The 12,658-nt window shown below is 70.2% G+C and carries 12 protein-coding genes; 5 read left to right on the top strand and 7 right to left on the bottom strand.

Going from position 1 to position 12,658, the window contains the following annotated elements:
- Positions 1 to 112: 112 nt before the first annotated feature.
- The gene (locus SD460_RS19520) at positions 113 to 1,093 is read right to left on the bottom strand and encodes a HAMP domain-containing sensor histidine kinase (protein ID WP_290061997.1); all 981 of its coding nucleotides are present in this window, start codon (positions 1,091 to 1,093) and stop codon (positions 113 to 115) included.
- The gene (locus tag SD460_RS19515; protein WP_438860842.1) at positions 1,090 to 1,761 is read right to left on the bottom strand and encodes a response regulator transcription factor; all 672 of its coding nucleotides are present in this window, start codon (positions 1,759 to 1,761) and stop codon (positions 1,090 to 1,092) included. Before SD460_RS19515 ends, SD460_RS19520 begins: the two co-directional genes overlap by 4 nt.
- Positions 1,762 to 2,002: 241 nt before the next feature.
- Between SD460_RS19515 and SD460_RS19510 the strand changes: the two genes are divergently transcribed.
- The 5 genes from SD460_RS19510 (at position 2,003) to SD460_RS19490 (ending at position 8,270) form a co-directional block, all read left to right on the top strand.
- Positions 2,003 to 3,571 carry an NCS1 family nucleobase:cation symporter-1 gene (locus SD460_RS19510; protein WP_290062001.1) on the top strand — a complete coding sequence of 523 codons (1,569 nt, stop codon included), beginning with the start codon at positions 2,003 to 2,005 and terminating at the stop codon, positions 3,569 to 3,571.
- A 10-nt stretch (positions 3,572 to 3,581) separates the two neighbouring features.
- Positions 3,582 to 4,364: a nitrilase-related carbon-nitrogen hydrolase gene (locus SD460_RS19505; protein WP_290062005.1), complete on the top strand. Its 783-nt coding sequence runs from the start codon at positions 3,582 to 3,584 to the stop codon at positions 4,362 to 4,364.
- Positions 4,364 to 5,746, top strand: a complete 1,383-nt coding sequence (hydA, locus tag SD460_RS19500; RefSeq protein ID WP_318306476.1) for a dihydropyrimidinase — start codon at positions 4,364 to 4,366, stop codon at positions 5,744 to 5,746. The genes SD460_RS19505 and hydA overlap by 1 nt, the downstream gene beginning before the upstream one ends.
- Positions 5,747 to 5,753: 7 nt before the next feature.
- On the top strand, positions 5,754 to 6,752 hold the full coding sequence (locus tag SD460_RS19495) for a TIGR03842 family LLM class F420-dependent oxidoreductase (protein WP_318306475.1): 999 nt from the start codon (positions 5,754 to 5,756) through the stop codon (positions 6,750 to 6,752).
- A 72-nt stretch (positions 6,753 to 6,824) separates the two neighbouring features.
- Positions 6,825 to 8,270 (top strand): alpha/beta hydrolase, encoded by a 1,446-nt coding sequence (locus tag SD460_RS19490; protein WP_318306474.1) that lies wholly within the window; start codon positions 6,825 to 6,827, stop codon positions 8,268 to 8,270.
- Here SD460_RS19490 and SD460_RS19485 read toward each other — a convergent pair.
- The 5 genes from SD460_RS19485 to SD460_RS19465 all read right to left on the bottom strand — a co-directional run bounded on the left by SD460_RS19485 (position 8,201) and on the right by SD460_RS19465 (position 12,631).
- Positions 8,201 to 9,469, bottom strand: a complete 1,269-nt coding sequence (locus SD460_RS19485) for a styrene monooxygenase/indole monooxygenase family protein (protein WP_290056557.1) — start codon at positions 9,467 to 9,469, stop codon at positions 8,201 to 8,203. The two genes, SD460_RS19490 and SD460_RS19485, sit on opposite strands and share 70 nt — an antisense overlap.
- Positions 9,470 to 9,777: 308 nt before the next feature.
- Positions 9,778 to 11,007: a serine hydrolase domain-containing protein gene (locus tag SD460_RS19480; protein ID WP_290056558.1), complete on the bottom strand. Its 1,230-nt coding sequence runs from the start codon at positions 11,005 to 11,007 to the stop codon at positions 9,778 to 9,780.
- Positions 11,008 to 11,016: 9 nt separating this feature from the next.
- Positions 11,017 to 11,829 (bottom strand): siderophore-interacting protein, encoded by an 813-nt coding sequence (locus SD460_RS19475; protein WP_290056559.1) that lies wholly within the window; start codon positions 11,827 to 11,829, stop codon positions 11,017 to 11,019.
- Positions 11,830 to 11,888: 59 nt separating this feature from the next.
- Positions 11,889 to 12,224, bottom strand: coding sequence for a hypothetical protein (locus tag SD460_RS19470; RefSeq protein WP_290056560.1), 336 nt, complete (start codon positions 12,222 to 12,224; stop codon positions 11,889 to 11,891).
- Entirely contained in the window at positions 12,221 to 12,631 is a 411-nt protein-coding gene (locus SD460_RS19465) for an SgcJ/EcaC family oxidoreductase (RefSeq protein WP_290056561.1), read from the bottom strand. Before SD460_RS19465 ends, SD460_RS19470 begins: the two co-directional genes overlap by 4 nt.
- Between the last annotated feature and the right edge of the window lie 27 nt (positions 12,632 to 12,658).

Here is a 12,658-nt window from a genome sequence, read left to right as displayed (position 1 = left end):
TCCTCGCGTTCACGTTCGCAAATACCCCCGCCCGAGCGCCCCCCAAGGTCTTGAATGACTCATTCAGGACCCCCAACGCCCTGAATGACTCATTCAAGACATCCGGCGAGCGCTACTCAGCCGGCAAAGTCACCCGGATCCGGGAACCCGGCGAGGAGTCGACCACCCCGATCGTCCCGCCGTGCAGTTCCACCGCCCACCGGGCGATCGCCAGCCCCAGCCCGGTTCCCCCGCCCGACGGGCGCTCGCCGCGGGTGAAGCGCTCGAACACCCGCACCCGGTCGGCCGGGGCGATGCCCGGGCCCTCGTCGCACACGTCGATGCGGACCTCACCCGGCCGGACCTCGCCCAGCACCCGGACCGAACCGCCCGCCGGGCCGTGGCGGACCGCGTTCTCCAGCAGGTTCGCCACCACCTGGAACAGCCGGCCGCGGTCCGCGGTCACCCGTACGTCGGGGGCCGACACCGAGAACCGCACCCCGCGCACCAGTGCCGCCTCCGAGACCGCCTCGTCGAGCAGCGACGAAAGCGAGAACGACGTCTTGTGCAGCGGGATCGCCCCCGCGTCCAGCCGCGACAGGTCCAGCAGCTCGTCCACCAGCGTCGCCAGCCGCTCGGTCTGCTGCAGCGCCGTCTTCAACGTCGCCGGGTCCGGGTCCTCGACGCCGTCGACCAGGTTCTCGAGCACGCCGTTCAACGCCGTGATCGGCGTGCGCAGCTCGTGCGACACGTTCGCGATCAGCTCGCGGCGCTGCCGGTCCGCGTCCCCGAGGTCCCCGGCCATCTGGTTGAACGCCGAAGCCAGCGAGCCCACCTCGTCCCTCGTGGTCGCGCGGATCCGGCGCGTGTAGTCGCCCTTCGCCATCGCGCGCGCCGCCGCCGTCATCTCCCGCAGCGGCCGCGTCATCCCGTGGGCCAGCAGCTGCGACAGCACCAGCGCCAGCAGCACCGCGGTCAAGATCGTCTTCGGCGGGAACCAGCCGATCTGCCAGCTGAAGAACGCGAACGCGACCCCGCCGGACGCGACCATCAGGATCGCCAGCTTCAGCTTGATCGACCGGATCCGGTCCAGCGGCCGCGGCACGAGGTTCACGATCCCGCCTCCAGCGCGTACCCGACGCCGTGCACCGTCCGGATGAGATCCGCGCCGAGCTTCCGCCGCAGCGCCTTGATGTGGCTGTCCACCGCGCGCGTCCCCGCCGAGGTGCCGTGGACGTCCCAGTCCCACACCTCCGACAGCAGCCGTTCGCGCGGCTGCACCGCCCGCGGCCGCCGCGCGAAGTGCACCAGCAGGTCGAACTCGATCGGCGTCAGCTGCGCCGCGACCCCGGCCCGGGCGACGCGCCGCTGGTCGACGTCGATCTCGAGGTCGCCGAGCACGATCCGGGTGCCCGCGACGGACGCCGAGCGGTCGACCCGCCGTAGCAGCGCGTGCACCCGCGCGGTCAGCACCCGCATCGAGAACGGCTTCGTGAGGTAGTCGTCGGCGCCGACGCCCAGCCCGACCAGCAGGTCCGTCTCGTCGGCCCGCGCGGTCAGCATGAGCACCGGGACCGGCCGCCGCCCCTGGATCCGGCGGCAGACCTCCAAGCCGTCGAACCCGGGGATCATCACGTCCAGCACCACGAGGTCCGGCTCCGAAGCGGTGTCCGCTTCGACGGCGGCCGGCCCGTCGTGGGCGACGTCCACGCTGAACCCTTCGGCCCGCAGCCGGGCCGCGATCGACGCGGCGATCGTGACGTCGTCCTCGACGACCAGCACCCGCCGCCCACCCAGTTCCATGGCCACGACCCTATGCACCCCCGGTGGAGACCGTCCGCGTGAAGTGTGGAGATCCTGTGGAGACGTTTCACCCGCTTTGCCGGTTCGTGACGGCGAGATGTGTGACGCAGGTCATGCACTCCGGCGCCCGTTCGCGCAATCGACAGACTGCACTCCAGGCCGTGGAAGAGTGAACACTCTGCCGTTGCCCCGGTGATGACCAGGCGCGCAGGATGCCGCAATGGCGCCGACACCCGCAGACCAGCGCGTGCACGACGACGGCCGGGTCGAGCTCGACCCCGCCGACGCCGGGTCTCTCGAAGGCAGCCGGTTCTTCAACGAAGAGCTGGCCCCCGTCCCCGTCGCAAAGCGGACCTGGACCACCTACAACTACTTCGCGCTCTGGATGGGGATGGCGCACAACATCCCCAGCTACGCACTGGCCGCGTCGCTGATCGCGCTCGGCATGAACTGGGTGCAGGCGCTGATCACGATCACCATCGGCAACCTGATCGTGCTCGCGCCGATGCTGCTCAACAGCCACGCCGGCACGAAGTACGGCATCCCGTTCCCGGTGTTCGCCCGCGCGTTCTACGGCCTGCGCGGCGCCAACCTGGCCGCGTTGCTGCGCGCGTTCATCGCGTGCGGCTGGTTCGGCATCCAGACCTGGGTCGGCGGCGAGGCCATCTACGTCATCCTCGGGCGCCTGCTCGGCTCGTGGTGGCGCGACTCGCCGGTGGTCGCCGGCCAGCACTGGACGCTGTGGCTGTCCTTCGTGGTCTTCTGGATCGGCCAGATGCTGATCATCTGGCGCGGCATGGAAGCGGTCCGCCGGTTCGAGAACTGGACGGCGCCGCTGGTGTCGGTCGGCTTCCTGATCATGCTCGGGTACGTGCTGGTCAAGGCGGGCGGGCTCGGCCCGATCCTGTCCGACGGCGGCAAGCTCGGCTGGGGCCCGGACTTCTGGAAGGTGTTCGCGCCGTCCCTGATGGCGATGATCGCGTTCTGGTCGACGCTCTCGCTCAACATGCCGGACTTCACCCGCTTCGGCGGCAGCCAGCGCAAGCAGGTCCGCGGCCAGATCCTCGGCCTGCCGACGACGATGACGTTCATCGCGATCGTGGCCATTCTGACGACGTCGGGCGGGCACGTCCTCTACGGCGAGGACATCTGGGACCCGGCGCAGCTGGCGGACAAGTTCTCGAGCCCGATCGTGGTCGTCGTCGCCCTGGTCGCGCTGGTGCTGGCGACGATTTCGGCGAACCTGGCGGCCAACGTCGTCAGCCCGTCCTACGACTTTTCGAACGCCTTCCCGAAGAAGATCACGTTCGCGATCGGCGGCGGCATCACCGGCGTCATCGGCGTCCTGATCCAGCCGTGGCGGCTCTACTCCGACCCGAACATCTACATCTTCGCCTGGCTCGGCTTCTACGGCGGCCTGCTCGGCGCGGTGGCCGGGGTGCTCGTCGCCGGCTACTGGGTGGTCGCCCGCACCAAGCTCAAGCTGAAGGACCTCTACACACCCGATGGGGTGTATTGGTTCAGCGGCGGCTGGAACTGGCGCGCGCTGGTCGCCACGCTGGTGGGAGCCGTACTAGCAGTAGGAGGCGCCTACAGTGCCGCAAATACTGGCCCGTTCCCCGACGCCGGGCTGATCCCGTTCCTCAAGCCGCTTTACGACTACAACTGGGTGGTCGGCTTCGTCGGCGCGTTCGCCGTCTTCGCCGCCCTGTCCCTGCCCGCAACGAAGAAGGAGGAGATCAGTGAGCGTCGTCCGAGCCGGATTGATCCAGCAGCGGTGGACGGGTGACAAGGAGTCCATGATCAAGGCGGCGGTCGACCACATCGCCACCGCCGCCTCGCAGGGCGCCCAGGTCGTCTGCCTGCAGGAGCTGTTCTACGGGCCGTACTTCTGCCAGGTGCAGGACACCGACTACTACTCCTACACCGAAGGCATCCCGGACGGCCCGACGACCAAGCTCATGCAGGAGGTGGCCGAGCGCCACGGCGTCGTGCTGGTCGTGCCGATGTACGAGGTCGAGCAGCCCGGCGTGTACTACAACACCGCCGCGGTGATCGACGCCGACGGCACGTACCTCGGCAAGCACCGCAAGAACCACATCCCGCAGGTCAAGGGGTTCTGGGAGAAGTTCTACTTCCGGCCCGGGAACCTGGGCTACCCGGTGTTCGACACCGCCGTGGGCCGCATCGGCGTCTACATCTGCTACGAGCGGCACTTCCCGGAGGGCTGGCGCGCGCTGGGCCTGGCCGGGGCGAAGATCGTGTTCAACCCGTCGGCGACCAGCCGCGGCCTGTCGCAGTACCTGTGGAAGCTGGAGCAGCCGGCGGCCGCGGTGGCCAACGAGTACTTCGTCGGTGCGATCAACCGCGTCGGCAAGGAACCGCTGGGCGACAACGACTTCTACGGCCAGACGTACTTCGCCGACCCGCGCGGCCAGCTGATCGGCGACGCCGCGTCCGACACCGAGGACGAGGTCGTCGTGCGCGACCTCGACATGGCGCAGCTCGACGAGGTCCGGGACCTGTGGGCGTTCTACCGCGACCGCCGCCCGGACACCTACGGACCGCTCACGGAGGCCTGATGACCACGCTCATCCAGGGCGGTCAGGTCGTTTCGCCGTCGGGCGCGCTGCTCGCGGACGTCCTCGTCGACGGCGAAACCATCGCCGCCGTCGGGGCGCCCGGGACGCTGCAGGGCGACGAGACGATCGACGCCACCGGCAAGTACGTGCTGCCCGGCGGCATCGACGCGCACACGCACATGGAGATGCCGTTCGGCGGCACGCACTCCGTCGACTCGTTCTCGACCGGCACCACCGCGGCCGCCTGGGGCGGCACGACGACGATCATCGACTTCGCCGTGCAGGCCAAGGGCACGTCGCTGCTGTCCACCATGGACAAGTGGCACGCGAAGGCCGACGGCAACTGCGCGATCGACTACGGCTTCCACATGATCGTCTCCGACGTCAACGACCAGTCGCTGAAGGAGATGGAAGCCTGCGTCGACGCCGGCATCGGCAGCTTCAAGATGTTCATGGCCTATCCGGGGGTGTTCTACTCCACGGACGGGGAAATCCTGCTGGCGATGCAGAAAGCGCGGGAAATCGGCGCTACGATCATGATGCACGCGGAAAACGGCATCGCGATCGACCAGCTGGCGGCGCAGGCGTTCGCCGCCGGCAACGTCGACCCCGTGCAGCACGGTCTCACCCGGCCGCCGGAGCTGGAGGGCGAAGCGACGTCACGGGCGATCCAGCTCGCGAAGGTCACCGGTTCGCCGCTGTACATCGTGCACCTGTCGGCGTCGCAAGCGCTTGCGGCGGTCGCGGAGGCACGCAACGACGGGCAGAACGTCTTCGCCGAGACGTGCCCGCAGTACCTCTACTTGTCCATTGAGGACTTGGCGAAGCCGGACTTCGAGGGCGCGAAGTACGTCGCTTCGCCGCCGCTGCGGGAGAAGTCGCACCAGGCCGACCTGTGGCGCGGGCTGCGGACGAACGACCTGTCCGTGGTGTCCACCGACCACTGCCCGTTCTGCTTCAAGGACCAGAAAGAGCTGGGCCGGGGCGACTTCCGGGCCATCCCGAACGGGATACCGGGTGTCGAGCACCGGATGGACCTGCTGCACCAGGGCGTCGTCGCGGGTGAGCTGACGCTCGGACGCTGGGTCGAGACGTGCTCGGCCACGCCGGCGCGGATGTTCGGGCTGTACCCGAAGAAGGGAGTCGTCGCGGCGGGTTCCGACGCGGACATCGTGATCTACGACCCCTCGGCGACGCAGACGTTGTCGGCTTCGACGCACCACATGAACGTCGACTACTCGGCGTACGAGGGGCTCGAGATCACCGGCCGCGTGCACACGGTGCTGTCACGGGGGCGCGTGGTCGTGTCGCCCGACGGGTTCACCGGGTCGACCTCGCACGGCAAGTTCCTGTCCCGTGCGCTGAACCAATACCTGAACTGAGGTAGCGATGGACTTCGGGATCGTGCTGCAGACGGACCCGCCCGCGCGGGACGTCGTACGGCTGATGAAGGACGCCGAGGACGCCGGGTTCCGCTACGGCTGGACGTTCGACTCCTGCGTGCTGTGGCAGGAACCGTTCGTCATCTACTCGGCGATCCTCGCGGCGACGTCGTCGATGGTCGTCGGGCCGATGGTGACCAGCCCCGGCACCCGGGACTGGTCGGTGATGGCGTCGACGTTCGCCACGCTCAACGACATGTACGGCAACCGGACGGTCTGCGGCATCGGCCGCGGCGACTCGGCGCACCGCGTGGTCGGGAAGCCACCGTCCACTTTGGCCACCGTCCGCGACTGCATGCGCGTGGTCAAGGACCTCGCCGAAGGTCGTGCGGTGGAAATGAACGAGACGACCGTGCGGATCCCGTGGATCCGCAACGGGCGCCTGGAAATGTGGATGGCCGGGTACGGGCCGAAGGCGCTGAAGACGGTCGGCGAGCACGCCGACGGCTTCATCCTCCAGTGCGCGGACCCGGCGATCGCGCGCTGGACGATCGGCGCGGTGCGCGACGCAGCGCGGGCGGCCGGCCGCGACCCCGGCGGCATCACGATCTGCGTCGCGGCCCCGGCGTACGTCGGCGACGACCTGGCGCACCAGCGCGAACAGCTGCGCTGGTTCGGCGGGATGGTCGGCAACCACGTCGCGGACCTGGTGGCGCGGTACGGGTCTTCGGGCGCGGTGCCCAAGGAGCTGACCGACTACATCCGCGAGCGGGAGGGCTACGACTACAGCCACCACGGCAAGGCGGGCAACCCGTCGACGGAGTTCGTCCCGGACGAGATCGTCGACCGGTTCTGCCTGCTGGGCCCGGCGTCGTCCCACGTGGAGCGGCTGCAGGAGCTGGCGGAGCTCGGCGTGAACCAGTTCTCGCTGTACCTGATGCACGACGACCGCGAGGCGACGCTGGCGTCCTACGGCTCGCAGATCATCCCGAAGCTCACCGCGTAGGGCCCGCCCTACCCCGGTTCCGGGGGTGCGCACCAGCGCGCCCCCGGTCCCGGTGCCGGGACGATCGGGGTCATGAATTCTCCGAAACTCCGTGCTGCGCTGGCTCTGGGGGCCGCCGCTCTCGCCGTGGGCGCACTCGCGCCCGCGGCCGCGGCGAGCCCCGCCGGAATCGTCTGGGAAGACACTTGTCAGGCCGGGTACCAGTGCGGACACCTCGACGTCCCGCTGTCCTATCAGGACCTTTCGCTGGGCACCGCGTCGATCGCCGTCGGCCGGTTGCCCGCCACCGACCAGGCCCACAAGCTGGGCACCATCTTCTACAACCCCGGCGGCCCCGGCTCGTCCGGCCGGTTCGCCCCAGCGTTGACGCCGTTCCTGCACGCGCGCTACGACATCGTCGGGTTCGACCCGCGTGGTGTCGGCGCCAGCTCGAAGATCCACTGCTTCACCGATCCCTCGCAGCTCGAGGTGCTCCAGCGAGCGCTCGGCACGTTCCCGCTGACGCGCGAGGCCGAGCGGCAGCAGATCGCGGACACCCGCACGGTCACCGACCTCTGCGAGCGGAACGCGGGCCCGCTGGCGAACCACCTCTCGACCGGCACGATCGCCCGCGACCTCGACCGGCTGCGGGCGGCGTTCGGCGAGCCGAAACTGCGGTACTACGGGAAGTCCTACGGCACCTACCTCGGCGAGACGTACGCCAACCTGTTCCCCGGCCGGGTGGGTTCCCTGGCGCTCGACGCGGTCGACGACCCGGTGCGCTGGTCGACCGGAACCGGTCCGATGAGCTACCGGCTTCAGGGCTACGAAGACGGCCCGCGGGCGCTTGGGTCCTTTTTGGACGCCTGCGCGGCGCGCTGCCCGTTCGACCACAACGCGATCCTGGACCGGCTCGAAGCCGGCCCGATCACGGTGACCGACACGACCGGCAAGCAGGTCGTCGTCACCTACCAGAGCGCGATCGCCACGATCCACAACTACCTGACCGACGCGCAGGCCGCGCCGCAGCTGGCCGCTTTCCTGACCGCGCTGGCGGATCCGGCCTCGCGCGCACCGGCGTCAGCGGGCGGCCCACCGGACATCGACTCCCTGCTCGGCGGCGGCGCGACGCTGTGCTCGGACGCGGCGAACCCGCGCGATCCGGCCGTCTGGTGGGACTACGCCCGGCGTGCGGACCAGGTCGGACGCGGTTTCGGCGCGTACGACGTCTACAAGACGCTCCCCTGCGCCAGCTGGGACGTCTCCGACACCGGCCGCTACGCCGGTCCGTGGAACCGCCCGACGGCGCCGATCCTGCTGCTCGCCAACCGCCAGGGCGACCTGGAAACGCCGTACGCCGGGGCGCAGCGCACCGAGAAACTGCTCGGCAACGCGCGGCTGCTGACCCTCGACGCGTACGGCCACGGCTCGCGCGGCAAGAGCGCGTGCGCCGACGCCTGGCTCGACCGCTACTTCGGCACGGGTTCGGTCCCCGCCCCGGGCACGGTCTGCGCCCCCGACCGCGGTCCCTTCGACTGAAGGTAAGCCATCGCCGCTGTGGGATCGCCGAGCCAGCCTTCGTAGTCGGCCGGGTTCTCGAAGAGGTGCGCGAACCGGTGCGCCACTTCGGGAACGCGTTGCGCGGTGTCCAATGTGGCCAGTACGTGGTCCGCGGGCGGGGCCAGGAGGTCGTTGTTGAAGCGCGTCGCGTGCCGGGCGTGCTGCCAGTAGCGGGCGAAGGCGTCGTGCATGAACTCCTCGTCGAACGGCCGGTCCGCGCGCTCGACGATGGCCTCCTGGTACGCCCGCGCCGCGCGGGCGGCCATGTTGGCGCCCTGGCCGCCGACCGGGTCGTTGGTCACCGCGGTGTCCCCCATCGCGAGGACCTTCGCCCCGGACGGCAGGGTACCGACCGGGTGCCGGACGACCGGCGTGATCCGGCCGTGCAGCAGATCGCCGGGCGCCGCCGGCCGGGCGTCGTCGAGCAACGCGGCCTGCCACGGGTAGTGCGCGCGCAACAGCTTCCGCGCGGTCTCGTAGTGCTGCTCAACGTCGGTGACCTCGTCCCAGACGTCCATCGGCCCACCGGGCACGCCGAAGAAGCCGATGCCGTGCACGGGCCCGTGCACCGAAAGCACCGGCAGCAGGAAGAACTCCCCGACGTGGGACATCCCGAACGTCAGGCCGGGCACCGCGTCGAGTTCCCCGGCGACGTAAATGATGCCGATCGCCCGCTGCGGTTCGCGGTACGGCGAGCGCTCGTCATCGCGCGGGAAGAGCGCGTCGAACTGCGCGCCGCGCCCGGCCGCCACGACGAGCAGCTCGAACTCGCGGGCGCACTCGTCCAGCTCGTCCGGGGTGACCCTTCGAATTCGCACTTCGCCGCCGAGGCGTTCGAATTCCGCCAGCCAGTCCGAAACCTTGACGCGCTGGTCGACCGACTGGGCGGGCCGGTCGAGTCCCACGCGCCAGGACATCGCGGGTTCGGTTTCCACCCCCGCGGCCGCGAAGGCGACTTCCCGGATCGGCGGCGCCTCGGCGTCCCAGAAGTTGATGCCGAGCTCGCGTTCCCGCTGCAGCGCGGGAGCGAACAGGCATTGGTTGGAGACGAGCCGCCCGGCCCGCACCTCGTCCGCGGGACGCTCGGCGAACACGGTGACGGCGTAACCCCGTTGGCGTAGTCCGATGGCCAGGACCAAGCCCGCTTGCCCCGCTCCGACGATCCCGATCCGCCGCATGGCCGCCCCTCCCCGAGAACCCTCTGCCCCCCAACGTACTCGTGGCCGGGCGAGTTTCCTTGCCCGATCGGGCGGTCAGCGGTACGCGTGAACAGCGCGGGTTCCACGTCGTGGCACGGACGGCACGTTCGAGCGACGGCACGAGCGCCTCCGGCGCGGCGACGAATCCGAACCGCAGTCCCGGCGCGGGCGATGCGGGCTGTGACGCGCACCTGGAGCCCGCGTTGACGTGACAAATCTTCCGCCCACCTGCGGAGCACCGTGGCGAGGTACCTCGCCGCGGGGCAGCCGCAGGCGGGCCAGCCTGCTCAGTCCACCAGCGCCTGGTAAACCAGCTGACGCAGCTGCGGCCGCAACCGGTAGGTGCTCGAAGGCAGCAGCTGCGTGTAGAACCCCACCGTCAAGTCCTCGTCCGGATCCACCCAGAACGCCGTCGAAGCCGCGCCGCCCCAGGCGAACTCGCCGGCCGAGGACAACGTCCGGGCCTTCACCGGGTCCTCCAAAACCGAGAAGCCCAGACCGAAGCCGTGGCCGTCGAAGGGCATCTCCGCGAACAACGGGCGGCCGAACGCCTCCAGGTCCACCCGCCCGGGGAGGTGGTTCGAAGCCATCAGGGACACCGTTCGCGGGGACAGCAGCCGGACGCCGTCGAGTTCGCCGCCGCGGAGGAGCATCTCCGTGAAGCGCCAGTAATCCCCCGCCGTCGACACCAGGCCTCCGCCGCCGGACAAGCAGTCCGGGCGTGAGACACCGGACCGCCCGAAAGCGTCGTTCCGCACCGCACGCCCCGAAGCCGGGTCGCGGACGTACAGCGCGGCCAAGCGCGAAACCGAAGTGGCCGCGAAGTCCGTTTCCGTCATGCCCAGCGGCGTGAAGATCCGCGTCGCGAAGAATTCGTCCAGTGGCAGGCCCGACACCACCTCGATGAGCCGCCCGAGCACGTCCGTCGCGATCGAGTAGTTCCATTCGGTGCCCGGCTGGAACACCAGGGGCAGCGACGCCCACTGCTCACTGCACGCCGCCAGGTCGAGACCGCGCGGGGTGCCCCACTCGAAGCCGGCCGCCCGGTAGATCGCGTCCACCGGGTGGCCGTGGTGGAAGCCGTACGTCAGGCCCGCCGTGTGCGTCAGCAGGTGCCACACGCGGATCGGCGACGTCGCCGGCTCGGTGACGGGCGCCAGCGCCGATCCCTTGACGAACACGCGCGGTTCGGCGAACTCCGGCAGCCAGCGTGAAATCGGGTCGTCCAGCTCCAGCAAGCCCTCTTCGGCCAGCATCATCGCCGCCACCGACGTGACCGGCTTGGTCATCGAGAAGAGGCGCCAGAGCGTATCGGTCTCCACCGGGAGACCCGCTTCGACGTCGCGGTGCCCGCCGCGGCCGACGTGCACGACCCGGCCGTGCCTGCTCACCACCGCGAGCCAGCCGGGTAACCGTCCATCCTCGACATACCGGTCGAAGTGCGCGTCGAGCCGCGACAGCCGGTCCGCGTCGAACCCGGCTTCGGCCGGGTCGACTTCCACCTTGAGTTCCGCCATGCGGCGAGGTTACTTCTCCCGCGCCCGTTCGGCCGCTTTCTCCTCGCGCCACGCTTCGTCGTTCTTGCCCGTGCGCCAGTAGCCCGAGATCGACAGCAGCTCCCGCCGCACGCCGCGCTCGTCGAGCAGGTACCGCCGCAGGTTCCGCACGAAGTCCGCCTCGCCGTGCACGAACGCCTGCACGACGCCGTCGAGCCACGGCAGCTCGCGCACCGCCGCAGCGACGTCGCCGCCGGACGCCCGGTGCAGCCAGGTGATCTGCGCGTCCGCCTTGGTGACCAGCGGCTGCTCCTCGTCCGCGTTCTCGACGAGGATCACCGCACGGGCCGGGACGCCGGCCGGGAGCGCTTCGAGCGACGCCGCGATGGCGGGCAACGCGCTTTCGTCGCCCGCCAGCAGGTGCCAGTCGGCCTCGGTGCCCGGCGCGTAGCCGCCACCGGGACCGGACAGCAGCAGCTCGTCGCCCGGCTGGGCGGCGGCCGCCCACGGGCCGGCGATGCCCTCGTCGCCGTGGTGGACGAAGTCGATGACCAGCTCGCCGGCCTGCGGGTCGAACGCCCGGACGGTGTACGAACGCATCCGCGGCCAGTGCTCGCGCGGCAGCGTCGCACGGCATTCCTGGACGTCGAACGGCTCCGGGTACTCGACGCCCGGCACCTTGAACAGCACCTTGACGTAGGCGTCGGTGCAGTCGTTCGGCGTGAAGTCGGCGATGCCTTCGCCGCCCGCGACGATGCGGATCATGTGCGGGGTCAGCCGTTCGGTGCGCAGCACCCGCAGCCGCACCGCGGGACGCCCGGACCGCCGGGGTGCTTCAGTCATCGACCACTCCAATACTAAGGCTTACCTAAGTCAGCCTACGCGCCGATCCGAGCGCGCGCCTACCCCGGTGCACCCAGTTCTTCGAGCAATCGCGCGAAGCCGGCGGCGGTCCGCGCCCGGAACCCGACGAAGAACCGGTTCGCGAGCGGCACCCCCCACCGCCCGCGCGAAGCCGCGTTGACCACGCGGTGCTCGACGCGGGCACCGCCCGGATCCGGTGTGACGCGGTACTCCCCGCGGTACCACCAGCCACCCTGGACCGCCACGAACCCGCGCTCGCGGTCGACGTCCATCCGCATCGGGTGGGCGCCGCCGCCCAGCAGGCGCCGCAGCCGGTCGAACACCTCGCCGGGCGGCCGCGCGACGACCCCCGACGCCTCCGCAAGCGCTTTCACGACCGCGGATCCGACACTCGCGTGTTCTGGAACGCCGTGATCAGCCACTCGCCGTCCTCCCGGACGAACACGAAGGTGACGGTCGATTCACGGCCTTCGTCGGTGGTGTCCGCTCCAGTCAGCGACGAACCGCCACCCACGACGGCGACGGCGACGTCCGGGCGGACGAACCGCACCTTCGCCGCCGCCTCGGGCCGCCCGGTCAGCTTGATCCCCTTGAGCGGCCCCTCGAAGAGCGCGCGGTGCGAACTCTCGATCCCGGCACGCCCGGGGAAGTTCGCCCCGAAGAACGTCACGTAGTCGGCGTCTTCGGTGAAGAGCCGCCCGTACGCGGTCGCGTCCCCGTCGTTCCAGGCCTGGGTGAGCTGGCCGAGCACGGCACGGACATCGGCTTCCGCAGTGGTCATGAGATCCCCTTTACGAACGCTGTTCGT

Source organism: Amycolatopsis solani, assembly GCF_033441515.1.
GTDB classification, from domain to species: domain Bacteria; phylum Actinomycetota; class Actinomycetes; order Mycobacteriales; family Pseudonocardiaceae; genus Amycolatopsis; species Amycolatopsis solani.
Note: the sequence above shows the minus strand (reverse complement) of the source record. Positions and strands in the feature narration are given on the sequence as shown.

Coding starts and splice junctions, on each gene's coding strand:
- SD460_RS19475 (WP_290056559.1), bottom strand. CDS start 11,829: ATGACTGAAGCACCCCGGCGGTCCGGGCGTCCCGCGGTGCGGCTGCGG.
- SD460_RS19505 (WP_290062005.1), top strand. CDS start 3,582: ATGATCAAGGCGGCGGTCGACCACATCGCCACCGCCGCCTCGCAGGGC.
- SD460_RS19510 (WP_290062001.1), top strand. CDS start 2,003: ATGGCGCCGACACCCGCAGACCAGCGCGTGCACGACGACGGCCGGGTC.
- hydA (WP_318306476.1), top strand. CDS start 4,364: ATGACCACGCTCATCCAGGGCGGTCAGGTCGTTTCGCCGTCGGGCGCG.
- SD460_RS19495 (WP_318306475.1), top strand. CDS start 5,754: ATGGACTTCGGGATCGTGCTGCAGACGGACCCGCCCGCGCGGGACGTC.
- SD460_RS19490 (WP_318306474.1), top strand. CDS start 6,825: ATGAATTCTCCGAAACTCCGTGCTGCGCTGGCTCTGGGGGCCGCCGCT.
- SD460_RS19485 (WP_290056557.1), bottom strand. CDS start 9,469: ATGCGGCGGATCGGGATCGTCGGAGCGGGGCAAGCGGGCTTGGTCCTG.
- SD460_RS19480 (WP_290056558.1), bottom strand. CDS start 11,007: ATGGCGGAACTCAAGGTGGAAGTCGACCCGGCCGAAGCCGGGTTCGAC.
- SD460_RS19465 (WP_290056561.1), bottom strand. CDS start 12,631: ATGACCACTGCGGAAGCCGATGTCCGTGCCGTGCTCGGCCAGCTCACC.